The sequence below is a fragment of the Streptomyces sp. NPDC030021 genome, assembly GCF_055574035.1.
In genome coordinates this window covers 225,060-247,775 of sequence record NZ_JBVIAH010000003.1, presented here as the reverse complement: position 1 = coordinate 247,775, position 22,716 = coordinate 225,060, and the positions used below count along the sequence as shown (strand labels likewise).

20 protein-coding genes are annotated in these 22,716 nt (G+C 72.5%); 11 read left to right on the top strand and 9 right to left on the bottom strand.

The features are described from left to right. Positions 1 to 27 precede the first annotated feature (27 nt). The gene (locus ACZ4YL_RS07220) at positions 28 to 606 is read left to right on the top strand and encodes a PepSY domain-containing protein (protein ID WP_468114401.1); all 579 of its coding nucleotides are present in this window, start codon (positions 28 to 30) and stop codon (positions 604 to 606) included. A gap of 60 nt (positions 607 to 666) precedes the next feature. On the opposite strand, the gene meaB is transcribed toward ACZ4YL_RS07220, so the two are convergent. After that, entirely contained in the window at positions 667 to 1,629 is a 963-nt protein-coding gene (gene meaB, locus ACZ4YL_RS07215) for a methylmalonyl Co-A mutase-associated GTPase MeaB (RefSeq protein ID WP_189743065.1), read from the bottom strand. Between the two features lie 104 nt (positions 1,630 to 1,733). Then, entirely contained in the window at positions 1,734 to 2,933 is a 1,200-nt protein-coding gene (locus ACZ4YL_RS07210) for an acetyl-CoA C-acetyltransferase (RefSeq protein WP_301366425.1), read from the bottom strand. Between the two features lie 134 nt (positions 2,934 to 3,067). On the opposite strand from ACZ4YL_RS07210, the gene mce reads away from it, so the two are divergent. The 7 genes from mce (at position 3,068) to ACZ4YL_RS07175 (ending at position 13,371) form a co-directional block, all read left to right on the top strand. Beyond that, complete coding sequence (gene mce, locus ACZ4YL_RS07205; RefSeq protein WP_468114399.1) at positions 3,068 to 3,496, top strand: methylmalonyl-CoA epimerase; 429 nt, start codon at positions 3,068 to 3,070, stop codon at positions 3,494 to 3,496. A gap of 190 nt (positions 3,497 to 3,686) precedes the next feature. Then, on the top strand, positions 3,687 to 8,243 hold the full coding sequence (gene scy / locus ACZ4YL_RS07200; protein WP_468114397.1) for a polarized growth protein Scy: 4,557 nt from the start codon (positions 3,687 to 3,689) through the stop codon (positions 8,241 to 8,243). A gap of 195 nt (positions 8,244 to 8,438) precedes the next feature. After that, a complete protein-coding gene (locus ACZ4YL_RS07195) occupies positions 8,439 to 9,377 on the top strand; it encodes a coiled-coil domain-containing protein (protein ID WP_327264487.1) in 939 nt (312 codons plus the stop codon). A 102-nt stretch (positions 9,378 to 9,479) separates the two neighbouring features. Continuing rightward, positions 9,480 to 10,475, top strand: a complete 996-nt coding sequence (locus tag ACZ4YL_RS07190) for an ABC transporter ATP-binding protein (RefSeq protein WP_468114395.1) — start codon at positions 9,480 to 9,482, stop codon at positions 10,473 to 10,475. A gap of 2 nt (positions 10,476 to 10,477) precedes the next feature. After that, entirely contained in the window at positions 10,478 to 11,254 is a 777-nt protein-coding gene (locus tag ACZ4YL_RS07185; protein WP_393781129.1) for an ABC transporter permease, read from the top strand. 153 nt (positions 11,255 to 11,407) lie between these two features. Further along, complete coding sequence (locus ACZ4YL_RS07180; RefSeq protein WP_468114392.1) at positions 11,408 to 12,538, top strand: ABC transporter ATP-binding protein; 1,131 nt, start codon at positions 11,408 to 11,410, stop codon at positions 12,536 to 12,538. Continuing rightward, positions 12,535 to 13,371, top strand: coding sequence for an ABC transporter permease (locus tag ACZ4YL_RS07175; protein WP_468114390.1), 837 nt, complete (start codon positions 12,535 to 12,537; stop codon positions 13,369 to 13,371). The genes ACZ4YL_RS07180 and ACZ4YL_RS07175 overlap by 4 nt, the downstream gene beginning before the upstream one ends. A gap of 8 nt (positions 13,372 to 13,379) precedes the next feature. Here ACZ4YL_RS07175 and ACZ4YL_RS07170 read toward each other — a convergent pair whose 3' ends face one another. Further along, positions 13,380 to 13,706: a hypothetical protein gene (locus ACZ4YL_RS07170; RefSeq protein WP_030009607.1), complete on the bottom strand. Its 327-nt coding sequence runs from the start codon at positions 13,704 to 13,706 to the stop codon at positions 13,380 to 13,382. A 229-nt stretch (positions 13,707 to 13,935) separates the two neighbouring features. Between ACZ4YL_RS07170 and ACZ4YL_RS07165 the strand changes: the two genes are divergently transcribed. Beyond that, entirely contained in the window at positions 13,936 to 14,967 is a 1,032-nt protein-coding gene (locus tag ACZ4YL_RS07165; RefSeq protein ID WP_468114388.1) for an LLM class flavin-dependent oxidoreductase, read from the top strand. A 92-nt stretch (positions 14,968 to 15,059) separates the two neighbouring features. Here ACZ4YL_RS07165 and ACZ4YL_RS07160 read toward each other — a convergent pair whose 3' ends face one another. Next, the gene (locus ACZ4YL_RS07160) at positions 15,060 to 15,452 is read right to left on the bottom strand and encodes an SCO5389 family protein (protein WP_030009605.1); all 393 of its coding nucleotides are present in this window, start codon (positions 15,450 to 15,452) and stop codon (positions 15,060 to 15,062) included. Positions 15,453 to 15,672: 220 nt separating this feature from the next. Here ACZ4YL_RS07160 and nucS point away from each other — a divergent pair, with 220 nt between their 5' ends. Continuing rightward, the gene (nucS, locus tag ACZ4YL_RS07155; RefSeq protein ID WP_189743080.1) at positions 15,673 to 16,344 is read left to right on the top strand and encodes an endonuclease NucS; all 672 of its coding nucleotides are present in this window, start codon (positions 15,673 to 15,675) and stop codon (positions 16,342 to 16,344) included. A 218-nt stretch (positions 16,345 to 16,562) separates the two neighbouring features. Here nucS and ACZ4YL_RS07150 read toward each other — a convergent pair whose 3' ends face one another. The 4 genes from ACZ4YL_RS07150 to ACZ4YL_RS07135 all read right to left on the bottom strand — a co-directional run bounded on the left by ACZ4YL_RS07150 (position 16,563) and on the right by ACZ4YL_RS07135 (position 21,276). Next, a complete protein-coding gene (locus ACZ4YL_RS07150) occupies positions 16,563 to 19,037 on the bottom strand; it encodes an ATP-binding protein (RefSeq protein ID WP_468114386.1) in 2,475 nt (824 codons plus the stop codon). A 192-nt stretch (positions 19,038 to 19,229) separates the two neighbouring features. After that, entirely contained in the window at positions 19,230 to 19,553 is a 324-nt protein-coding gene (locus ACZ4YL_RS07145) for an STAS domain-containing protein (RefSeq protein ID WP_030764081.1), read from the bottom strand. A 175-nt stretch (positions 19,554 to 19,728) separates the two neighbouring features. Further along, entirely contained in the window at positions 19,729 to 20,577 is an 849-nt protein-coding gene (locus ACZ4YL_RS07140) for a 3-hydroxyacyl-CoA dehydrogenase family protein (protein ID WP_202199692.1), read from the bottom strand. Between the two features lie 156 nt (positions 20,578 to 20,733). Then, a complete protein-coding gene (locus ACZ4YL_RS07135) occupies positions 20,734 to 21,276 on the bottom strand; it encodes a hypothetical protein (protein WP_468114384.1) in 543 nt (180 codons plus the stop codon). Between the two features lie 105 nt (positions 21,277 to 21,381). On the opposite strand from ACZ4YL_RS07135, the gene ACZ4YL_RS07130 reads away from it, so the two are divergent. Next, a complete protein-coding gene (locus ACZ4YL_RS07130; RefSeq protein ID WP_351151244.1) occupies positions 21,382 to 21,954 on the top strand; it encodes a cob(I)yrinic acid a,c-diamide adenosyltransferase in 573 nt (190 codons plus the stop codon). Positions 21,955 to 22,118: 164 nt separating this feature from the next. On the opposite strand, the gene ACZ4YL_RS07125 is transcribed toward ACZ4YL_RS07130, so the two are convergent. Then, on the bottom strand, positions 22,119 to 22,703 hold the full coding sequence (locus ACZ4YL_RS07125) for a hypothetical protein (protein WP_468114382.1): 585 nt from the start codon (positions 22,701 to 22,703) through the stop codon (positions 22,119 to 22,121). Positions 22,704 to 22,716: the final 13 nt, after the last annotated feature.

The following is a 22,716-nucleotide window of genomic DNA, read 5'->3' as shown; positions in this document are numbered from 1 at the left end:
TCGGGCCGGCCTGAGGAGGTCCAGCCCATGAAGCGCAACGTGTTCGTCTCAGCCGCCGCGTCCGTGGCCCTGCTGGTCGCAGGCCCCGTGGCGACCGCCTCCGCGGTGTCCGCCGACCTGGCGGGAACCGCCCCCGTGGCCGCCGCCCGGGCCGACGTCACGGCTGAGCAGGCCCTCGCGGCCGCTCTGAAGGACTACCCGGGTGTGGTCGAGTCCCTCGACCGGGACGGCACCGTCTGGCACGTGGACGTGATCACCAAGGACGGCAAGGGCCACGCCGAGCTGGAGGTCGACGCCTCCACGGGCAAGGTCTCCCGGGAGAGCGTGGACACCGACGAGAACCCGGGCGAGCACAAGAAGCTGCTGGCGGCCAAGATCACCGCGGCACAGGCCGCCAAGGCCGCCGTGGCCGCCCACCCGGGCACGGCGTGGACCGTCGAATGGGACACCGACGACGACAACGGCCAGGCCCCGTACTGGCACGTCCAGGTCAAGGGCTCCGACGGCAAGACGTGGGACGCCTCCGTGGACCCCACGACCGGCAAGGTCACCGCACAGACCGACTCCGACTCCGACTCGGACTCCGACTCGGACCAGAACTCCTGACGCACCCGGCCGGGCCCGGGCAGCGGCGCCGCACACGCCCTGCCGGGGCCCGGCCCGGGTCTACGCCTCCGTCAGCGTCGTCAGCAGCGCGTCCGCCGCCGCGTACGGGTCCAGCTCGCCCACGGCCACCCTGGCGGCCAGCGCGTCGAGGTGCGCGTCGCCGTGCACGTCCGCCATCCGCGCCCGCAGCGCCGTCACGGCGATCGTCTCGACCTCCCGGGCCGCCCGGGCCGCCCGGCGCTGCGCCAGCACGCCGCGCTCGTCCATCCACGCCCGGTGCTTCTCCAGCGCCTCGACCAGCTCGTCGATGCCCTGGCCGCGGGCCGCGACCGTCTTCACGATCGGCGGCCGCCAGTCGTCCCGGCCCCGGGCCTCGCCCAGGCCCAGCATGTGGTTCAGCTCCCGGGCGGTGGCGTCCGCGCCGTCCCGGTCCGCCTTGTTGACCACGTAGACGTCGCCGATCTCCAGGATGCCCGCCTTGGCGGCCTGGATCCCGTCCCCCATCCCGGGGGCCAGCAGCACCACCGAGGTGTCGGCCTGGGAGGCGATCTCCACCTCCGACTGCCCGACCCCGACCGTCTCGACCAGGATCACCTCGCAGCCGGCCGCGTCCAGCACCCGGATCGCCTGCGGGGCGGCCCAGGCGAGCCCGCCCAAGTGGCCGCGCGTGGCCATGGAGCGGATGTAGACCCCCGGGTCCGAGGCGTGGTCCGACATCCGCACCCGGTCACCGAGCAGAGCCCCGCCCGAGAAGGGCGAGGACGGGTCGACGGCGAGGACGCCGACCCGCTTGCCGGCCTTGCGGTACGCGGACACGAGCGCCGAGGTCGAGGTCGACTTGCCGACGCCGGGCGATCCCGTCAGCCCCACCACGTACGCCCCGCCCGTCAGCGGGGCCAGCGCGGCCATCACCTCGCGCAGCTGCGGGGACGCCCCCTCGACCAGCGAGATCAGCCGGGCCACCGCTCTCGGCCGGCCCTCACGGGCCTGGGCCACCAGCTGGGGGACGTCCACCGCCGTCATCTGTGCTGCGCTCCTCGGTTCTCGTACGGGATGCCTGCGGGCCGCCGGGCCCGGGGAAGGGGGGCCGCCGGCCCCCGCGTCGGGGCCCGGCGGCCTGGCGCCGCCTACTTGGCGACGCGGACGATCAGCGCGTCGCCCTGGCCGCCGCCGCCGCACAGCGCGGCCGCGCCGACGCCGCCGCCACGGCGCTTCAGCTCCAGCGCGAGGTGCAGCACCACGCGGGCTCCGGACATGCCGATCGGGTGCCCCAGGGCAATGGCGCCGCCGTTGACGTTCACCTTTTCCGGGGTCACGCCGAGGTCCTTCATTGACTGCACGGCGACCGCCGCGAAGGCCTCGTTGATCTCGATGAGGTCCAGGTCGGAGACCTGCAGGCCCTCCTTCTTCAGGGCGTGCAGGATCGCGTTCGACGGCTGCGACTGGAGGGAATTGTCCGGACCGGCCACGTTGCCGTGGGCGCCGATCTCGGCGATCCACTCCAGGCCGAGCTCCTCCGCCTTCGCCTTGCTCATCACGACCACGGCGGCGGCGCCGTCGCTGATCTGGGAGGAGGTGCCGGCGGTGATCGTGCCGTCCTTGGCGAAGGCCGGACGCAGCTTGCCGAGGGACTCCACCGTGGTCTCGGGGCGGATGCCCTCGTCGGTCGAGAAGATCACCGGGTCGCCCTTGCGCTGCGGGATCTCCACGGGCACGATCTCGGCCTCGAAGACGCCGTTCTTCTGCGCGGCCGCGGCCCGCTGGTGCGAGGAGGCGGCGAACTCGTCCTGCGGGGCGCGCTCGATGCCCAGGCGGGTGTTGTGCTTCTCGGTGGACTCGCCCATCGCGATGTTCTCGAAGGCGTCGGTGAGGCCGTCGTAGGCCATCGCGTCCAGCATCTCGACGGCGCCGTACTTGAAGCCCTCGCGCGACTTGGACAGCAGGTGCGGGGCGTTGGTCATGGACTCCTGGCCACCCGCGACCACGATGTCGAACTCCCCGGCGCGGATCAGCTGGTCGGCCAGCGCGATCGCGTCCAGGCCCGAGAGGCACACCTTGTTGATCGTGAGCGCGGGCACGTTCATCGGGATGCCGGCCTTGACCGCGGCCTGGCGGGCGGGGATCTGGCCCGCACCGGCCTGCAGCACCTGGCCCATGATCACGTACTGCACCTGGTCGCCGGAGATCCCGGCCCGGTCCAGCGCGGACTTGATGGCGAAGCCGCCGAGGTCGGCACCCGAGAAGGACTTCAGCGAGCCGAGCAGGCGCCCCATGGGCGTGCGGGCCCCGGCGACGATCACAGAAGTGGTGTTGTTCGATCCGGACATGAGGCACAGCCCCTTGGATGAGGAGTGAACGAGGGTTTACGTGAATGTACTGGGCGGTACCGCAGCGGTCACCGGGCTGCCGGTGTGATCGCGCGCACGTTGCGTGACGGCCCCTTCGGCGGTGCACTGTCACCATGCTGACAAGAATCGACCACATCGGGATCGCCTGCTTCGACCTGGACAAGACTGTCGAGTTCTACCGTGCCACGTACGGCTTCGAGGTGTTCCACTCCGAGGTCAACGAGGAGCAGGGTGTCCGAGAGGCCATGCTGAAGATCAACGAGACGTCCGACGGCGGCGCCTCGTACCTCCAGCTCCTGGAGCCCACCCGCGAGGACTCCGCCGTCGGCAAATGGCTGGCCAAGAACGGCGAGGGCGTCCACCACATCGCCTTCGGCACCGAGGACGTCCAGGGGGACTCCGAGGCCATCCGCGGCAAGGGCGTCCGCGTCCTCTACGACGAGCCCCGCACCGGCTCCATGGGCTCCTCCATCACCTTCCTGCACCCCAAGGACTGCCACGGCGTTCTCACCGAACTGGTCACCTCGAACCCCGAGCACTGACGGACCACTGATGGCCCGATTCCCCGGCCGGTAGAGTGGCCATGGCTCGGCCGGGGTTCGGCGCGGAAACGGGGTCGGGGCCTGTGACCCCTGCCCGTATCTGACACCATTCCCCCGGGGGCGTCGTTCAGCGGGCGAGCGATGCTCATTGGGAGTGAGCTTGCGACCAGGGGACGGATGGGACCGCGCTGTGCGGGGCTACGAAAGCCAGGAGAGCCATCAGGCCGAAGCCGACCACCTCTCGCGCTTCGAAGCCGAGATGGAGCGGCTGAAGAAGGAGCGCGGGAAGGCCGTCCAGCACGCCGAGGACCTGGGATACCAGGTCGAGGTGCTGCGCGCCAAGCTGCACGAGGTACGGCGCGCTCTGGCGTCCCGCCCCGCCTACGACGGTGCGGACATGGGATACCAGGCGGAGCAGCTGCTCCGCAATGCCCAGATCCAGGCCGACCAGATGCGCTCGGACGCCGAGCGCGAGCTTCGTGACGCCCGGGCCCAGACCCAGCGCATCCTCCAGGAGCACGCCGAGCACCAGGCGCGCCTGCAGGCCGAGCTGCACGCCGAGGCCGTCAACCGCCGCCAGCGCTTGGACCAGGAGCTGGGCGAGCGGCGCCAGACCGTCGAGGCCCACGTCAACGAGAACGTGGCCTGGGCCGAACAGTTGCGCGCCCGTACGGAGGCCCAGGCGCGCCGCCTCATGGAGGAGTCCCGCGCCGAGGCCGAACAGTCCCTGAACGCCGCCCGCGCCGAAGCCGCCCGGGTCGCCGAGGAGACCCGGCGCCGCATGGCCACGGACGCGGAGACCGCCCGCGCGGAGGCCGAGGCCACCCTGCTGCGTGCCCGCAAGGAGGCCGAGCGGCTGCTGACCGCCGCCTCCTCGCAGGCCCAGGAGGCCAGCGAGCACGCGGAGCGGCTGCGCTCCACCACCACCGCCGAGGCCGAGCACACCCGCCAGCAGACCCTGGATCTGGGCCGGATCGCCGAATCCCGCGTGCAGGAAGCCGATTCCGCGCTGCGCGAGGCCCGTGCCGAGGCGGAGAAGCTCCTCGCGGACGCGAAGGAGAGCGCCACCCGGCAGCTGACGTCGGCGGAGTCCGTCAACGAGCAGCGCACCCGCACCGCCAAGGAGCAGGTCGCCCGGCTGGTCGGCGAGGCCACCAAGGAGGCCGAGGTCCTCAAGGCGGAGGCCGAGCAGGTCCTGGCCGATGCCCGCGCGGACGCCGAGCGGCAGCGCACCGAGGCCGGCGAGCAGGCCCGTACGGCCGCGGCCGAGGACATGGCGGCGCAGCTGGCGAAGGCCGCCCGCACCGCCGAGGACGTACTGAACAAGGCCTCGGAGGACGCCCGGGCCACCACCCGGGCCGCGTCCGAGGAGGCCGAGCGGATCCGCCGCGAGGCCGAGACCGAGGCCGACCGGCTGCGCGTGCAGGCGGCGGCCACGGCCGACGAGCTCAAGGGCGCGGCGAAGGACGACACCGAGGAGTACCGGGCTCGCACGGTCGAGCTCCAGTCGGAGGCCCGGCGGCTGCGCGGTGAGGCCGAGCAGCTGCGCGCCGAGGCCGTCGCCGAGGGCGAGCGGATCCGCGGCGAGGCCCGCCGCGAGGCCGTCCAGCAGATCGAGGAGGCGGCCCGGACCGCCGAGGAGCTGCTCGGCAAGGCCAAGGCGGACGCGGACGAGCTGCGCGGCGGCGCGACCGCCGAGAGCGAGCGGGTGCGCGCCGAGGCCGTGGAGCGGGCCGGCACGCTGCGCAAGCAGGCCGAGGAGACCCTGGAGCGGACCCGCGCCGAGGCCGAGCGGCTGCGCGCCGAGGCCGAGGAACAGGCCGAGGGCGTGCGGGCCGAGGCGGACGCGGCGGCCGCCGCCCGGCGCCAGGAGACCGAGCAGGCGCTGGCCGCCAAGCGGGCGGAGGCCGACGAGGAGCTCGTACGGCTGCACACCGAGGCCGAGACCCGGCTGACGACGGCCGAACAGACGCTGCGTGACGCCCGCGGTGCGGCGGAGAACATCCGCCGGGAGACCGCGGAGGAGAACGACCGGCTGCGCGCCGAGTCGGCGGAGCGGATCCGCACCCTGCAGACGCAGGCGGAGTCCGAGGCCGACCAGCTGCGCACCGACGCGGCGCAGGACGCCGGCCGGGTGCGTGCCGAGGCCGAGCAGTCCGCCGTGCGGCTGCGCGGTGAGGCCGAGGCCGAGGCGGAGCGGGTGCGCTCCGAGGCCCAGGAGACCGCGGACCGGCTGCGCGCGGAGGCGAAGGCCGCCGCCGAGCGGGTCGCCGAGGAGGCCGCGGAGGCGCTGGCCGCCGCGCAGGAGGAGGCCGCCCGGCGCCGCAGGGAGTCCGAGGAGACCCTGGCGTCGGCGCGGACCGACGCGGACAACGAGCGGGCCCAGGCCCGCGAGCAGAGCGAGGAACTGCTGGCGCAGGCCCGCAAGCGCTCCGAGGAGGCGCAGGCCGAGGCGGTCTGGCTGACGGAGGAGGCCGAGCGGCGCGCGTCGGAGGTCGTGTCGGCGGCGGAGGCCACCGCCCAGCAGGTACGGGACTCCGTGGCCGGGCTGCACGAGCAGGCCGAGGAGGAGATCGCCGGGCTGCGCAACGCCGCCGAGCACGCGGCGGAGCGTACGAAGACGGAGGCCGGGGAAGAGGCCGGCCGGGTCCGTGCGGACGCCTACGCGGAACGGGAGCGGGCCACCGAGGACGCCAACCGGGTCCGCAGCGAGGCGCGGGCCGAGACGGACGCGGCGAAGGCACTGGCGGAGCGTACGGTCGGCGAGGCCATCGCCGAGGCGGAGCAGCTGCGCAGCGACACCGCCGAGTACGCGCAGCGGGTGCGTACGGAGGCCACGGACGCGCTGGCCGCCTCCGAGCGGGACGCGGCCCGGACCCGGGCCGACGCCCGGGACGACGCGAACCGCATCCGCGGCGAGGCGGCGGAGTCCCTGGAGTCCGCCCGCGCCGAGGGCGCCCGGATCACGGCCGAGGCGACGGCGGAGGCCGAGCGGCTCACCGAGGAGACCCGCGCCGCGAACGCGGCCACCGTCGGCGACGCCGAGGCCGAGGCCGCGCGGATCACCGCCGAGGCGGCCGAGGCCGCCGAGGCCACCCGCACCGAGGCCGCCAACACCCTGGACGAGGCACGGGCCGAGGGCAACCGGCTGCGTACCGAGGCCGCGGAGCAGGTCGACCGGCTCATCTCCGAGGCCGCGGCGGAGGCCGACCGGCTCACCGACGAGACCCGCGCCGCGAACGCGGCCACCGTCGGCGAGGCGACGCTGGAGGCCGAGCGGCTCACCACCGCGGCGACCCGGCTCAAGGCGCAGGCGGCCGAGACGCTGGCGAGCGCCGAGCGCGACGCCGCGCGGATCATGGTCGACTCGCGTGCCGAGGGCGACCGTCTGATCGACGAGACCCGTGTGGCCAACGAGGCCACCGTCGGCAAGGCCGCGGCGGAGGCCGAACGGGTGCGCGCCGAGGCGGCCCGGGTGCTGGACGAGGCCCGCGCGGAGGGCGGCCGGATCATCGGCGAGGCCACCGCGGAGGCGGAGCGGGTCACGGTCGCGGCGAACGAGACCCTGGCGGGCGCCGAGCGCGACGCCGAGCAGACGCTGGACGAGGCGCGCGCCGAGGCGAACCGGCTGCGCAGCGAGGCGGCCGAGCAGGCGGACCGGCTCGTCACCGAGGCCGTCTCCGAGACGGAGAAGCTCACCGAGCAGACCCGCAAGGACAACGAGCGCACGGTCGGCGAGGCGGCCGGCGAGGCCGAGCGGCTGCGCGCGGACGCGTCGGAGGCGCTGTCGTCGGCGCAGGAGCACGCGACCCGCACCCGGTCGGAGGCCGAGCGGGTCAAGGCGCAGGCGGCGGCCGAGGCGGAGCGCATCCGCGGCGAGGCCCGTACCGGGTCCGAGCGGCTGCTGGACGAGGCCCGCGAGGCGGCCAACAAGCGCCGCAGCGAGGCCGCGGAGCAGGTCGACCGGCTCATCACGGAGGCTTCGGCGGAAGCCGAGAAGCTCACGGCCGATGCGCAGAAGCAGGCCCTCGCCGCCACCACGGCGGCCGAGGAGCAGGCCGACGCGATGGTCGACGCTGCCCGCAAGGAGGCCGTGCGGATCACCTCCGAGGCGACCGTCGAGGGCAACTCCCTGGTGGAGAAGGCCCGTACGGACGCGGACGAGCTGCTGGTCGGCGCGCGCACGGATGCTGCTGCCATAAGGGAACGGGCGGAGGAGCTGCGCGGTCGCGTCGAGGGCGAGGTCGAGGAGCTGCACGAGCGGGCCCGCCGGGAGTCGGCCGAACAGATGAAGTCGGCCGGCGAGCGCGTGGACAAGCTGGTGCGCGCGGCTACGGAGCAGAGCGTCGAGGCCGAGGCGAAGGCCAAGGAGCTGGTGTCGGACGCGAGCAGCGAGGCGAGCAAGGTGCGCATCGCGGCGGTCCGCAAGGCGGAGGCGCTCCTCAAGGAGGCCGAGCAGAAGAAGGCGGAGCTGGCCCGGGAGGCCGAGAGCGCCCTGGCTGAGGCCAAGGCGGAGGCCGAACGCCTCGTCGAGGAGGGCCGCCGCGAGCTGGAGGTCCTGGTCCGTCGGAGGCAGGACATTCAGGGGGAGATCTCCCGTGTCCAGGACGTTCTTGAGGCGTTGGAATCATTCGAGGCGCCTTCGGGTGGCGGAAAGCCCACGGTCGGCGGCCAGGGCTCGGGGGGTGCCAAGGCCGGGGTGACTGCGGGATCCACTCGTTCGGGTGGCAAGGCGTCGGAGGGGTAGCCAAATGCTCTGGGGTGTGTGCACCTGATGAAGGTTCAGGCGAACGGGTGACAAGCATTCTGCCGCCTTGCCACTCAAAAGGGGTGTCATTGTCCAGATCAAACGCGGATTGACTCGATGACACGCCGTCTGGGCGCCTAGGATTCCCCTAACACCTCACGTAGCACCTCATCGGTCTCATTCGACAGGAACCCCATGAGCGACACTTCCTCCCCCTTCGGCTTCGAGCTCGTGCGGCGTGGTTACGACCGTGGTCAGGTGGACGACCGCATTACCAAGCTGGTCTCCGACCGCGACAGCGCCCTTGGACGTATCAACTCTCTGGAAAAGCGGATCGAGGAGTTGCACCTCGAGACGCAGAACGCCCAGGCCCAGGTGAACGACGCCGAGCCGTCGTACGCCGGTCTCGGCGCCCGGGTCGAGAAGATCCTGCGGCTGGCCGAGGAGGAGGCGAAGGACCTGCGCGAGGAGGCCCGTCGCGCGGCCGAGCAGCACCGTGAGCTCGCCGAGTCGGCCGCCCAGCAGGTGCGCAACGACGCCGAGTCGTTCGCCGCCGACCGCAAGTCGAAGGCGGAGGACGAGGGCGTCCGCATCGTCGAGAAGGCCAAGGGCGACGCGTCGACCCTGCGCGCCGAGGCGCAGAAGGACGCGGCCTCCAAGCGCGAGGAGGCCGACGCCCTCTTCGAGGAGACCCGTGCCAAGGCCGCCCAGGCCGCCGCGGACTTCGAGACCAACCTGGCCAAGCGCCGTGAGCAGTCCGAGCGCGACCTGGCCTCCCGCCAGGCCAAGGCCGAGAAGCGTCTCGCGGAGATCGAGCACCGCGCCGAGCAGCTGCGCCTGGAGGCCGAGAAGCTGCGTACGGACGCCGAGCGCCGGGCCCGCCAGACCGTGGAGACCGCGCAGCGCCAGGCCGAGGACATCGTGGCCGACGCCAACGCCAAGGCGGACCGCATCCGCAGCGAGTCCGAGCGCGAGCTCGCGGCGCTCACCAACCGCCGCGACTCGATCAACGCGCAGCTGACCAACGTCCGCGAGATGCTGGCGACGCTGACCGGTGCGGCCGTCGCGGCGGCCACCCCGATCGTGGACGACGAGCCCGTCACCCGCGGCGTGCCGGCGCAGCAGAGCCGCTGATTACCGGCGGGTAGCACGCAGCACCCGTCGTGTGCCCGATCGAGGGCCCTATGTCACCCTTTTGAGGTGGCGTAGGGCCCTCGGGCGTTCTAGCGTGGCCGCATGATCGAGCTTGAGGGCCTTACCAAACGATTCGGTACGACGACTGCCGTGGACCACCTCAGCTTCCAGATCCGACCGGGGGTGGTGACCGGCTTCCTGGGCCCCAACGGCGCGGGCAAGTCCACGACCATGCGCATGATGCTCGACCTCGACAACCCGACGAGCGGCACGGTCCGGGTCTACGGGAAGCACTACCGCGACCTGGCGGAGCCGCTGAAGCACGTGGGGGCGCTGCTGGACGCGAAGGCCATGCACGGTGGCCGAAGTGCATACAACAACCTTCTCTGTCTGGCCGAGTCGAACCGCATCCCTCGGCAGCGGGTCGACGAGGTACTGGATCTGGTCGGCCTGACGGCCGTGGCGAAGAAGAAGTCCAAAGGATTTTCGCTCGGAATGAGCCAACGGCTGGGAATCGCCTCTGCATTGCTGGGCGACCCGGAAATCCTGATGTTCGACGAGCCGGTCAACGGCCTGGATCCCGAAGGAATTCTCTGGATCCGCAATCTGATGAAGGGCCTGGCGGCGGAGGGAAGGACGATCTTCGTCTCCTCCCATCTGATGAGCGAAATGGCGCTGACCGCAGACCATTTGGTGGTGATCGGACAGGGAAAGCTGCTGGCAGACCTGCCTATGGCCGATTTCATCCAGCAGAACTCGCGCAGCTACGTCCGGCTGCGCACACCGCAGCAGGAGCGGCTGAAGGACATCCTGCACGAGGCCGGGATCAACGCAGTCAGCGTTCCCGCCACCGGCACCCTGGAGATCGACGGCGTGAGTGCGGAGCAGCTCGGCGAGCTGGCCGCCCAGCACCAGATCGTGCTGCACGAACTCAGCCCGCAACGGGCTTCACTGGAGGAAGCGTTCATGCGCATGACGGCGGACTCCGTCGAGTACCACGCCCACGCACCGGGCATGGCTGCCGACAACCCGGCCCGGCCGGCCGACGTCCCCGCCTGGGGCGCCGGGTTCACCGCGACGCGCAAGGGCGGTGAGTGAGCATGGCCTTCACCGCCGTCCTGCAGTCCGAGTGGACCAAGATCCGCACGGTCGCCTCCACCAGCTGGACGCTGATCGTCTCACTGGTGGTCACCGTCGGCATCAGCGCCGCGATCTGCGCCTTCATCAACGCGAGCTTCCAGGACATGCCCCCGGCCCAGCAGGCCACCTTCGACCCCACCCAGGCGAGCTTCGCCGGGATGACCCTCGGTCAGCTGGCGATGATCGTCTTCGGGGCGCTGGTGGTCGGCACCGAGTACAGCACCGGCATGATCCGCACCTCGCTGGCCGCCGTACCCCGGCGCGAGTACTTCCTGCTCGGCAAGCTCACGGTGGCGACCGCCCTGGCCCTGGTGGTCGGCCTCCTCACCAGCTTCCTCTCCTTCTTCCTCGGTCAGGCGCTGCTCGGCGACCGCAGTATCGGGATCGGTGCGGAGAACGTGCTGCGGGCGGTGGTCGGCGCGGGCCTCTACATGGCCCTGCTCGCCCTGCTCTCGATGGGGGTGACCGCACTGCTGCGCAGTTCGGTCCTGTCCATGTGCCTCATGATCCCCTTCATCCTGGTGCTCCCGGCCATCCTGTCCATCGCCGAGGCGACCCGAAAGGTGGGCATGTACCTGCCCAATCAAGCCGGATCCAAGATCATGCAGGTCGTGCCGAACGGAATGGACTCCCCGGACACCCCGTACGGACCCTGGGGCGGCCTCGGGATCATGACCCTGTGGACGCTCGCAGCCGTCCTCGGGGGCTACCTCGTCCTCAAGAAGAGGGACGCCTGACGGCCGGCCCCCTGCTGAAGTACTACGGGTGATGCCCGGGTCGGTCTCAGGGGCAGCTCAGGGATCCGGCTCGGGACGGAACCGCAGGAACCTCGTTATCCTCTTAACCCTTACGCGGGCGAAAGTCGTCCCGGCCTGGTAAGGGGCAGCAAGATGATCGAGGCAGTCGGCCTGACCAAGCGCTACGGCGCGAAGACCGCCGTCGACCAGCTGTCCTTCCAGGTCAAGCCGGGTCACGTCACCGGATTCCTGGGGCCCAACGGCTCCGGGAAGTCCACCACCATGCGCATGATCGTGGGCCTGGACCGGCCCACATCCGGCCACGTCACGATCAACGGCCGGCCCTTCCGGGAGCTGCCGAACGCCCAGCGGCACGTCGGGGCCCTGCTCGACGCCAAGGCCGTGCACGGCGGCCGCCGGGCCCGCGCCCACCTGCTGTCCATCGCCCAGCTCTCCGGGATCCCGGAGAAGCGGGTGGACGAGGTGCTGGCCGTGGTCGGCCTCCAGGACGCCGCCCGGCAGCGCACGAAGGGCTTCTCGCTCGGCATGGGCCAGCGGCTCGGCATCGCCACGGCCCTGCTCGGCGACCCGCAGGTGCTCCTGTTCGACGAGCCGGTCAACGGTCTCGACCCCGAGGGCATCCTCTGGGTCCGCAATCTCATGCGCCGCCTCGCCTCCGAGGGCCGCACCGTCCTGGTCTCCTCGCACCTGATGAGCGAGATGGCGCTGACCGCCGACCACCTGATCGTGATCGGCCGGGGGCGGCTGCTGGCCGACATGGGCACCCAGGAGTTCATCGCGCACAACTCGGCCGGATTCGCTCGGGTGCGCGCGGCCGACACTGATCGTCATGGCCGGGAGACGCTGGGTACGACCCTCGCCAAGGCGGGCGGGCGGGTCCTCCAGGAGTCCGACGGAGCACTCCGCGTGACGGGGCTGGAGCTGCCGCAGATCTCGGACCTGGCGCACGCGGCCGGTGTCCGGCTGTGGGAGCTGTCACCGCACCGGGCCTCGCTGGAGGAGGCGTACATGCGGATGACCCAGTCCGCGGTCGAGTACACCTCCACCGAGGACCCGCGGGCCGAGCTGTGGGAGCCGGAACCGCTCTCCCTCCCGGCCTGGGAGGACGAGGCGGAGGCCGCCCCCGAGGTCCCGCAGAACGGTTTCTACGCTCCGCCGCCGCCCGGTGCGGGCGGGCAGCCCTTCCTGATGCCCAGCAAGCCGGGCGAGCTCGCGAGCACCACCAGGAACACCACCCCGCACACCCCCGAGGACACCCGATGACCCCGACGACCACGACGGCGGAGCAGCCCGGGAGCTACAGCTCCCCCCTGGCCACGCCGCGGCCGCACCTGGGGCACGCCCTGGCCTCGGAGTGGACCAAACTGGTCTCGCTCCGCTCCACGCTGTGGACGCTGGGCTCGCTCGTGCTGATCGTGGTCGGCGTCGGCCTGCTCGTCGTCGCGCAGACTGGGGACGAGGACTTCGCGCAGATCAACTTCACCACGCCGGCCCTGATCGGCCTGCTGGTCGGCCAGCTCGCGGTGATCGTCCTCGGCGTGCTGACCATCAGCTCGGAGCACGGCACCGGGCTGGTGCGGACCACCTTCACGGCCGCCCCCGACCGGCACCGGGTGCTCACCGCGAAGTACCTCGTCTTCAGCATGACGGCCTTCGTCACCACCACGCTGTCGGTGTTCGTGGTCGGGGTCTCCGCGGCGGTCGTACGCGGCGGCACCGCGTCCGGCCCGCACGCAGCCGGCGAGTGGTTCGGGGCACTGCTCGGCTGCGGCTACGTCACCCTGCTCGGCGTGCTCGCGCTCGCGATCGGCGCGCTGGTGCGGCACTCGGCCGGGGCGATCTCCGTGATGCTGGGCCTGGTCACGCTGCCGCCGGTGATCGGGGGCATGCTCAGCATGTGGGTGGCCATCGAGCCCATCGGGCGGCTCATCCTGCGGCACAACGTACCGGTGGCGATGATGCAGCTGTTCGGCCTGCCGGAGGGCGGCGACCTCGGCCCGGCGCCGAGCAACTTCGCGCACCTGGCACTGATCGTGCTGATCACCGGCGCCGCGGTGGCCGGCTCGTACGTGGTCGTCGGCCGCCGGGACGTCTAGTACCAGTACTAGTACCTGGGAGCGTTGCGGGACCGCTGCACCTTCGAGGTGCGGCGGTCCTTCGCGTTCCAGCAGGCCTTGTGCCAGTGCCGGCGGTCGTCCACGCCGCCGTACTCGGGCCAGGCCACCAGGTGCGGGGTGCCGGAGGGGATCTCCTGGTCGCAGCCGGGGCAGCGGTAGCGCTTTCCCGCCGCGCTCGCACCGGCCACGTGCCGGACCTTCCAGTCCTCGCCCTGGTACTCCTCCGTGCGCTCCAGCCCGTAGCGGTCGAGGCCGGTGCTGGGGCGTTCGTCCGGGGTCTCGCCGCCCCTGGGGCGGTTGTTGCGCGGTGACACGTATACCTCACGGATGGGCGGACGGCAGTGACTTTCTCCCAGACTACGCGCAGCGAGGCCGGGTACCCGCAGGGTTGCTGAGGAAGGCGGCCGCGCGAAGAGGAATGGCCCGACAATCCCAATAACTTTCGTGTCAGCCCGTGCCTTTGGCACGTGTCAGACGTTGTTGCCATAGGAAGAACCGGTCAACCTGGGGGAGGCCGCGTCAGCCGCGAGGAGGCTAAAGGCGATGCGCGTAGGAGCGTTTGTACTGGCGGCCCAGTTCCCGGGCCAGGGACAGGGAGAGGCACTGCACCGGGCGGTGCGGACCGCCGAGGTGGCCGAGGAGGCCGGGCTCGACTCGGTCTGGCTCGCCGAGCACCACTTCGTGCCGTACGGGGTCTGCCCCTCGGCGGTGACCCTGGCGGCCCTGCTGCTGGGCCGGACCCGCCGGCTGCGGGTGGGCACGGCGGTGAGCGTGCTGCCGAGCACGCACCCGGTGGCGCTCGGGGAACAGGCGGCCCTGCTGCACGTGACCTCGGGCGGCCGGTTCACCCTCGGGGTGGGCCGCGGCGGGCCGTGGGTCGACCTGGAGGTGTTCGGGGGCGGCCTGGACAGTTACGAGAACGGCTTCCCGGAGGCCCTGGACCTGCTGCGGCGCTGGCTGACCCGGGCACGGGTGGGCGCCGCCGGCGAGCGGTACGCATTCCGCGAGGTGGACGTCGTACCGCGGCCCTCGGAGGCCCTGGACGGGGACGCGGCGGGGCCCGAGGTCATCGTGGCCTGCACCTCGCCGGCGTCGGTACGGATGGCCGCGGAGCGGGGGCTGCCGATGCTCCTCGGGATGCACTGCGGGGACGACAGCAAGGCCGAGATGGTCGCGCTGTGGCGCAGCACGGCGCTGGCGGCGGGCCACTCGCGCGAGCACGTGGCCGGCGCGGGACACGTCTCGGCCGGGGTGTGCCAGATCGCGGACCGTACGGCGGACGCACGCGAGACCCTGCTGAAGGCGCTGCCGGGCTGGCTCAAGCAAGGCCTCGACGCGCATGTGACGGTGGACGGCCGGGTGCGTGCGATGCGGGATCCGGTCGCCTACACGGAACTGTTGTGCGACCTGCACCCGGTGGGCACCCCGGAGGTGGCGGCGGACCGGCTGGCGGCCACGTCGGCACGGACGGGCATCACGCGCTTCGCCCTCCTGACGGAGGGCTCGGGCGATCTCGCCGCGACGGAGGAGAACGTACGCCGGCTCGGCGCCGAAGTCCTTCCCCGCCTCGGCTGAGACGGCCCGCCGGCCCCACCTGGGCCGTTTCTTTCGGATCACGCCCGGGCGGCATGATCCGAAAGAGGCGGCCAGGACACGGCTGTCAGGGCCTAGCAGTCGCGCAGCTCCGGCGACTGGTTGAGCAGCTGACCGCGGATCGAAGTGAACTTGGCCAGGCGGTCGTCCACCGAGGGATCCAGCGGGAACACCGCCACCCTGTGACAGTTCTGGAATGCCAGGCGCACTCCGAAGTGCCGCTGCAGCGCACCGCGTATCGCGTCACTCGCGAGGGCGCGCAGCAGCTGCCCCCGCGCCTGCTCGTCCGGGGGCGGCGTCTGGTTGTCGGCGAACTCTCCGCCGTCCACCTTCAGCTGAGCCACCAGCGAGCTGATCATCTCCCAGGCGAAGGGCAGGGAGGTCCGGACGCAGTCGACGAAAGCGGCTTCGTCGACCTCGCCTCGCTCGGCCTGTTCGAGTAGGGCCGGTGAGACGTCGAGCGACATGGGTTCTCCTCTCGCGACCCCGGCTGTTTGGGTTGCCGGAGTCTTACGGGCAGGGAAGGAGGTCGCGACGCAGAGTGCACGCTCGACAACCTCCCGCTCACCACGGTAGGCGTCCCATCGGTGACGCACCAGGAGAATGCGCATACAACGCGCCATCGGCGAACGGGGCTTTCAGGGGCGAATCGCGTGAAGGCCTTCTCGTCGAGTAGCGTTGCCGACCATGCGTCTCGTCATTGCCCGCTGCTCCGTCGACTACGCGGGCCGGCTCACCGCCCATCTGCCCTCGGCACCCCGTCTGATCCTCGTGAAGGCCGACGGCAGTGTCTCGATCCACGCGGACGACCGAGCGTACAAACCGCTCAACTGGATGTCGCCGCCGTGCACCCTCAAGGAGGGGAGCGGGGATGAGGCCAACATCTGGACGGTCATCAACAAGGCGGGCGAGAAGCTCATCATCACCATGGAGGAAGTCCTCCACGACTCCTCCCACGAGCTGGGCACCGACCCGGGGCTCATCAAGGACGGCGTCGAGGCACACCTCCAGGAACTCCTCGCGGACCGCATCGAAACGCTGGGCGAGGGCTACACGCTGATCCGGCGCGAATACATGACGGCGATCGGCCCGGTGGACATCCTGTGCCGGGACGCCTCGGGCGCGACGGTGGCCGTGGAGATCAAGCGCCGCGGCGAGATCGACGGTGTCGAGCAGCTGACCCGTTACCTCGAACTCCTCAACCGCGACCCGCACCTGGCCCCGGTCCGGGGCATCTTCGCGGCCCAGGAGATCAAGCCGCAGGCGAAGGTCCTGGCGACGGACCGCGGCATGGACTGCGTGGTCCTGGACTACAACGCGCTGCGCGGCATCGAGGACGACAAGCTCCGCCTGTTCTGATCCTCCGCTCCTGCCGGCACGACGGCTCCGTCCCGAGGGGGGTGTCTTGCCGATCGGGCCGGATCAGGGAGCGGGGTCCGGTGCCGTGGATCGCAAGGCGGACGAGGGAGGCGACGCGGAGCGTCGCCGACCGAGGACAACGCGGCGAGGCGCGGTGCCGGGCCCCGCGAGCCCGGCCTGATCGGCAAGACACCCCCCAGGGACGGAGCCGTCGTCGTTCACCGGTCGGTGGCCGGTGGGACGGCCGTGCCCGTACCCGTCTGGGTGGTGGTCGTCGGCGACGGCGCGGCGGTCTCCGTCGGGGTGGGCGAGGGCTCCGCGCTCGTCGTCGGCGGCGGCGAAACGGACGTCGCCGGCGGGGACTTCGGCGGCGTCGGGGACGGGCGGCGCGACGGGGTCCGGGCGGGACTGCGGCCCGGGGTCGGGGCGGCGCTCTGCCCGGGCTCCGGGGTTTCCGCCGGCGGGGCCGATACGGGCGGCTCCGGTGCAGGATCGTTCCCGCTGTTGACGGCGGTCGTGGCGGACTCCGTGACCGTGGGGGTGGCGGACACCGCCGGTTCCTGCGCCGGCGGCGCGGTGTCCGAGGAGCTCAGCGCCAGGCTCACGACGGTGCCCAGCGCCACCACCGTCAGCGCGCCCGCGCCGGCCAGCAGCACGAGCCGGCGACGGCCGCGGGCCGGGGCCGGGGCGGCGGCGGGCCGGGGCGGGGCGGGCGGGGCGGGCTTCGGATTCAGCGGGAAGGCGTCTTCGAAGACCTCGGACAGCGTCGTGGGCGCCTCCGAGCGGGCGGTCACCGGCACGACGGGGGTCATCCGGGTCACCGCCTCCGCGGAGACCGGGACGACGGGGGCGACCCGGGCCCCGGGGGTCACGGGAGCCACCTTGGCCGTGGGCGCCTCGGAGGCCGCCGGGGCCGCCGACTTGGGCCCGGGGGCGGCCTTGGGGGCGGGGGCGGCCGGGGTGGCCATCGTGACGGCCTCCGGAGCCGCCGCCGGAGCGGCAGGCGCCTCCAGCCGCAGCGGGGGTGACACGGCCGCCCCGGCCGTCTCCCGGTCGACGACCAGCGCCAGCGCCCGCCGCCCCGCGACCGTGCCCCGCTTGTCCGCCAGGGCGCCCCGCAGCCCGATCGAGGTCTCCAGCTCGGCCCGCGCCCGGTCCAGCCGCTCCTCGCACAGGGCCAGCACACCGAGTTCGTGGTGGAAGTAGGCCTGCTCGGCGACCTCACCGGCCTTGCGCGCGGCCTCGGCCCCCGAGCGCAGCACGCGCTCCCAGGCCTCCCAGTGCAGCGAGGCCGCGAACGCCGGAGCCGCCGTGCGCGCCAGCAGCACGGCCGCGACCACGTCCGCACCGGCCAGCGCCGCCAGCACCGCGTCCGCCTCCGCCGCGACCCGCGCCGGGACCACCGAGGCGTGCCCGGTCCACCAGGCGTAGTGCCGGGCGGCCGTACGGGCCTCCTCCGACGCGGTGTCCCCGTAGCCGACCTCCTCCAGCTGCCGCGCGACGCCCGACGCCAGCCGGTACCGCGTCCCGACGGGCGTCAGCAGCCCGCAGGCCAGCAGCTCCGCCACCGCCGTGTCGGCGTGGGTGTCCCCCACCAGCGCGGGCAGGTGCGCGTGGTGCGGCAGCTCGCCGCCCAGCGCGCAGGCGATCCGCAGGGCCGCGCGCGCCGACTCGCTGACCCGCGAGGCCAGCAGCTCCGCCGGGGCTGCGCCCTCGGCGAGGGTCGGCAGCGGTACGTGCACGGCGTCGCGCGGGCGCTCCTCGAAGACGCCGGGCTCCTCCTCCTCGTCGTCCTCGTCGCTGTGGTTGAGCTCGTCCCGCTGCCGCAGCAGCGCGGCAGCCTGTACGAAGCGCAGGGGCAGCCCCTCGGAGGCGAAGCGCAGGTCCCCCGCCCAGGCGGTCTCCTCGTCCGTCAGCGGCCGTCCGACGCCCGCTTCCAGCAGTTCCAGGCAGTCGGCCTTGCCCAGTCCGGCGAGGAAGACCTCCTCGACGTGCGAGTCGTCGGAGGGGGTCCGGGTGTCCGGGGTCGCGGCCAGCAGGTAGGCGCATTCGGGGGTGGCGCGCATCAGCTCGTCGAGGGCGCTCCCGCCCATCTCCAGGTCGTCCAGGAGGACGACGGCGCCTATCTCCCGTACGCGGGCCAGGAGCTCGGCCCGTCCGGGGCGCTGCTGCTCGGCCTCGTACACGGTCGCGTAGAGGGCGTGGAGCAGTTCCCCGGGCTGCTGGTGCCCGTATCCGCTGAGCCGTACGACGCCGTCGGGCGCGAGGCCCGCGCACCGGTCGGCGACCGCGTCGAGCAGGGCGCTGCGGCCGGATCCCGAGGGACCGGTCAGCCGTACGGACCGGCCCCGGCCCAGCAGGCGCACCAGCCGCTCCCGCTCCTCCTCGCGCTCCAGCAGGGGGCGGGCGGGGACGGCGGAGCCCGGCAGGACGGGCGGCCGTTCGGCGGCGGCGCGGGCCGCGCGGGCGGCCGCGTCGCGCTTGGCGGGCCGGGCCGGCTCGGTGCCGGGGCGCAGCGGTTCGATCTCGCTGCCGTCGACCGGGTTGACGGTGAGGGCGAACTCGCCCGCGGTCAGGCTGACGACCCGGGCGGGCCCGGCCGCCGCGGGTGTCGCGCCCGCGGTGGGCGCCGCGGGCGCGGAGCCGCCCGTGGGCTGCTCGTGCTGCCCGGTCTGCCCCTGTGTACGGTCCATGACCCAGTCCCCCGATCGCGGGCCGCGCGCCTCGCCGTCGTACCGCCCGGCCTTCGCGCACCCGCTGTCGCCACCGGTCCGGTTTCCGCCCGAACCCTAGACCGTGGCCGGTCGTGCGGGAAACCGCAGGGGGGCGATCACCACCGGACCGTTACGTTTGCGCAGGGAATACGGAGGTCAGCGGCCTGCCGGTCAGACGCGGGGCAGGGACTCGGCTTCCAGGCCGCCTTCGATCGCGAGGATCCGGTGCAGCCGGGTCGCGACGAGCAGCCGCTGCATCTGGGGCGGGACGCCGCGCAGGACCAGACGCCGGCCGGTCCGGCCGGCCCGGCGGTGCGCTCCCATGATCACGCCGAGGCCGGTCGCGTCCCAGGAGTCGAGCCCCGTGAGATCGAGGACGAGATCGCCCTGGCCGTCGTCGAGGGCGGAGTGGAGGGCCGTACGGGCGTCCGCCGCGCTGCGCACGTCGAGGCGGCCCCCGACAGCGAGTTCGGCGTGGTCGCCCCTGATGTGCATGTGTACTCCCGGCGGTACTGCGTACGTATGGTCCGACTGGTCCGTGGTCGGCAACTCTCACTGCAACTGACTGCCCCACGGGCAGGGAAGTTGCCGACCGTGAGCGAACCGATACCTAATTCACCCTGGGGGGTGACGGCATTCGAACGGTGGTGCTCCGTGGCAGGGCCAGGCCTCAGTGCTTGTAGAAGCCCTGGCCGCTCTTGCGGCCGATGTCCCCTGCGTCCACCATCCGGCGCATGAGCTCCGGCGGGGCGAACTTCTCGTCCTGGGACTCGGTGTAGATGTTGCTGGTGGCGTGCAGCAGGATGTCGACACCCGTGAGGTCGGCGGTGGCCAGGGGGCCCATCGCGTGCCCGAAGCCGAGCTTGCAGGCGATGTCGATGTCCTCGGCGGAGGCCACGCCCGACTCGTACAGCTTGGCGGCCTCGACGACCAGCGCGGAGATCAGGCGGGTCGTCACGAAGCCGGCGACGTCGCGGTTGACGACGATGCAGGTCTTGCCGACGGACTCGGCGAACGCCCGGGTGGTGGCGAGGGTTTCGTCGCTCGTCTTGTAGCCGCGCACGAGCTCGCACAGCTGCATCATCGGGACGGGCGAGAAGAAGTGGGCGCCGACGACCCGCTCCGGACGCTCCGTCACGGCCGCGATCTTCGTGATCGGGATGGCGGAGGTGTTGGAGGCGAGGATCGCGTCCTCGCGGACGATCTTGTCCAGGGCGCGGAAGATCTCGTGCTTGATCTCGATCTTCTCGAAGGCCGCCTCCACCACGATGTCGACGTCGGCGACCGCGTCGAGGTCCGTGGTGGTGGTGATGCGGGCGAGCGCCGCCTCGGCGTCCTCGGCCGTCAGCCTGCCCTTGGAGACGAACTTGTCGTAGGAGGCCTTGATTCCGTCCGTGCCACGGGTCAGCGCGGCCTCGGTGACGTCGCGGAGTACGACGTCCCAACCCGCCTGAGCGGAGACCTGCGCGATTCCGGAACCCATGAGTCCGGCACCGATGACGGCGAGCTTCCCAGCCACTACACACCCCTCGTTTCCCTACGGCACAGTCACGTAGCCACTCCGGCGGAGACTAGCGCCCGGGCGGTGCGGTGTGACCGTGAAGTAACACGCGTCACGTCTCAGATGACGGACATCACACCGGTACGGCCCAGCAGCCCTGCCCGGCCGCCCAGTTCACCCGCCGTCGGCCCCGGTGCACTTCTCGGCCAGTGCGCGCAGCCTCCTCAGCTCCTTGCGCGCGGCGCCGAGGTGGCCGATCTCTACAGCCATGGCGCCCCGGCCCGCGAGGTAGTGCGCGTCGGCCTTGGCCTGCGCGTCCGCCTGCGGCCGCGCACAGATCTGCCGTTGCAGGAAGCGGAGCTGCCACACGATGTCGCGGGCCGTGGGGAGGTACGCCGGCGCGGGCCCGTGCTCCGCGCGCAGCATGTCCTTCGCGTAGTCCCAGACCCTCGCGTCGTGCTCGGCGGCGCCCGGTTCGCCCGGATGGTGCGGATGGCCCGCCCAGGCGGCGGCGTGCTCGCGCAGGTCGTCCAGGCGGTCGAGGGCCTCCCCCAGGCGCCCGGCGGCCACGGCCGCGCGCCCGGCCCCGGCGCACTCGGCCGGTTCACCGCGGACGTCCGGGTCCCGCTGCCCGTGCCGGGTGGCGAGGAAGCCCGCCAGGAGATCGATCTGCTGGGCGGCCTCGGCCAGGCGCCAGATGTAGTACACGTCGGCCACTTCGCCGCTCCCCCCGTCCCGGGGCCCGCGGCCCCCACCGGACCGTACGCGGGCGGCGGTGACCTCGCCCGGAATTTTCCCGGCGGGCCCGTCTACCCTGGCCGCATGGTGAACCTCACGCGCATCTACACCCGTACCGGCGACAAGGGCACGACCGCCCTGGGCGACATGAGCCGCACCGCCAAGACCGACCTGCGGATCTCCGCGTACGCCGACGCCAACGAGGCCAACGCGGCCATCGGGACGGCGATCGCGCTCGGCGGGCTGTCGGCGGACGTGGTGAAGGTCCTGGTCCGCGTGCAGAACGACCTGTTCGACGTCGGCGCGGACCTGTGCACCCCGGTGGTCGAGAACCCGGAGTACCCGCCGCTGCGCGTGGAGCAGTTCTACGTCGACAAGCTGGAGGCGGACTGCGACCACTTCCTGGAGCAGGTGGAGAAGCTGCGCAGCTTCATCCTCCCCGGCGGCACCCCCGGTGCGGCCCTGCTGCACCAGGCCTGCACGGTGGTCCGGCGTGCCGAGCGCTCGACGTGGGCGGCGCTGGAGGTGCACGGCGAGGTGATGAACCCGCTGACCGCCACCTACCTGAACCGGCTCTCCGACCTCCTGTTCATCCTGGCCCGGGTGGCCAACAAGGAGGTCGGGGACGTTCTGTGGGTGCCGGGCGGCGAGCGCTAGAAGGGGGTGCCTTGTCGGTCGGGCCGGATCAGGGAGCGGTGTCCGGTGCGTGCGATCGCACGGCCGAGGAGGGAGTCGACGCGGAGCGTCGGCGACCGACGAGAACGCGGCGAGCGTGCGTGCCGGACGCCGCGAGCCCGGCCTGACCGGCAAGACACCCCCTTCTAGCGCTGACGCTCGGTCCGGGCGAGCGGCCGCTCCCCGGCGTCGTCCGGGACGGCCGGGGCCTTGCTCGGCCAGATCGTGTACCCCGCGGCGACCAGGGCGTGGATCCCGACCGCCCGCAGGGCGCCGGACTGCCAGCCCTGGAGCGAGCTGACGTCGCCCGCGTCGCCCACGTACCAGATCGCCACCTGCAGCAGCGTCAGGGCGACCGCGGCGGCGATCACCGTACGGACCCAGAGCTTCCACTCGTGCATGGCCCGCGCCTTCCCGTACCCGGGACCCGTCGGCTTCGGTCCCCCGGCCAGCCGGTACGCGGCGTGCCCGTCGAGCCACTTGATCGTGTAGTGGCCGTAGGCGACGGTGTAGCCGATGTACAGGGCGGCGAGTCCGTGCTTCCAGTCCGGCTCGGCGCCGTTTTTGAGGTCGAGCGTGGTGACCACCAGCAGGACCAGCTCCATCAGGGGCTCGCACAGCAGGACCGCCGCCCCCAGCCTGGGCATCTTCGCGAGGTAGCGCAGGGCCAGGCCGGCCGCCAGCAGTACCCAGAAGCCGACCTCACAGGCGATGATCAGCGCGACGATCATGGGACTCTCCGTC

Bases quoted from the DNA above. Each gene is read 5' to 3' on its own strand.
- ACZ4YL_RS07175 (WP_468114390.1), top strand. From the start codon at position 12,535: ATGACCCCGACGACCACGACGGCGGAGCAGCCCGGGAGCTACAGCTCC.
- ACZ4YL_RS07180 (WP_468114392.1), top strand. From the start codon at position 11,408: ATGATCGAGGCAGTCGGCCTGACCAAGCGCTACGGCGCGAAGACCGCC.
- ACZ4YL_RS07185 (WP_393781129.1), top strand. From the start codon at position 10,478: ATGGCCTTCACCGCCGTCCTGCAGTCCGAGTGGACCAAGATCCGCACG.
- ACZ4YL_RS07130 (WP_351151244.1), top strand. From the start codon at position 21,382: ATGGTGAACCTCACGCGCATCTACACCCGTACCGGCGACAAGGGCACG.
- ACZ4YL_RS07165 (WP_468114388.1), top strand. From the start codon at position 13,936: ATGCGCGTAGGAGCGTTTGTACTGGCGGCCCAGTTCCCGGGCCAGGGA.
- ACZ4YL_RS07220 (WP_468114401.1), top strand. From the start codon at position 28: ATGAAGCGCAACGTGTTCGTCTCAGCCGCCGCGTCCGTGGCCCTGCTG.
- ACZ4YL_RS07190 (WP_468114395.1), top strand. From the start codon at position 9,480: ATGATCGAGCTTGAGGGCCTTACCAAACGATTCGGTACGACGACTGCC.
- ACZ4YL_RS07145 (WP_030764081.1), bottom strand. From the start codon at position 19,553: ATGCACATCAGGGGCGACCACGCCGAACTCGCTGTCGGGGGCCGCCTC.
- ACZ4YL_RS07150 (WP_468114386.1), bottom strand. From the start codon at position 19,037: ATGGACCGTACACAGGGGCAGACCGGGCAGCACGAGCAGCCCACGGGC.
- ACZ4YL_RS07195 (WP_327264487.1), top strand. From the start codon at position 8,439: ATGAGCGACACTTCCTCCCCCTTCGGCTTCGAGCTCGTGCGGCGTGGT.
- ACZ4YL_RS07210 (WP_301366425.1), bottom strand. From the start codon at position 2,933: ATGTCCGGATCGAACAACACCACTTCTGTGATCGTCGCCGGGGCCCGC.
- ACZ4YL_RS07160 (WP_030009605.1), bottom strand. From the start codon at position 15,452: ATGTCGCTCGACGTCTCACCGGCCCTACTCGAACAGGCCGAGCGAGGC.
- mce (WP_468114399.1), top strand. From the start codon at position 3,068: ATGCTGACAAGAATCGACCACATCGGGATCGCCTGCTTCGACCTGGAC.
- meaB (WP_189743065.1), bottom strand. From the start codon at position 1,629: ATGACGGCGGTGGACGTCCCCCAGCTGGTGGCCCAGGCCCGTGAGGGC.
- nucS (WP_189743080.1), top strand. From the start codon at position 15,673: ATGCGTCTCGTCATTGCCCGCTGCTCCGTCGACTACGCGGGCCGGCTC.
- ACZ4YL_RS07125 (WP_468114382.1), bottom strand. From the start codon at position 22,703: ATGATCGTCGCGCTGATCATCGCCTGTGAGGTCGGCTTCTGGGTACTG.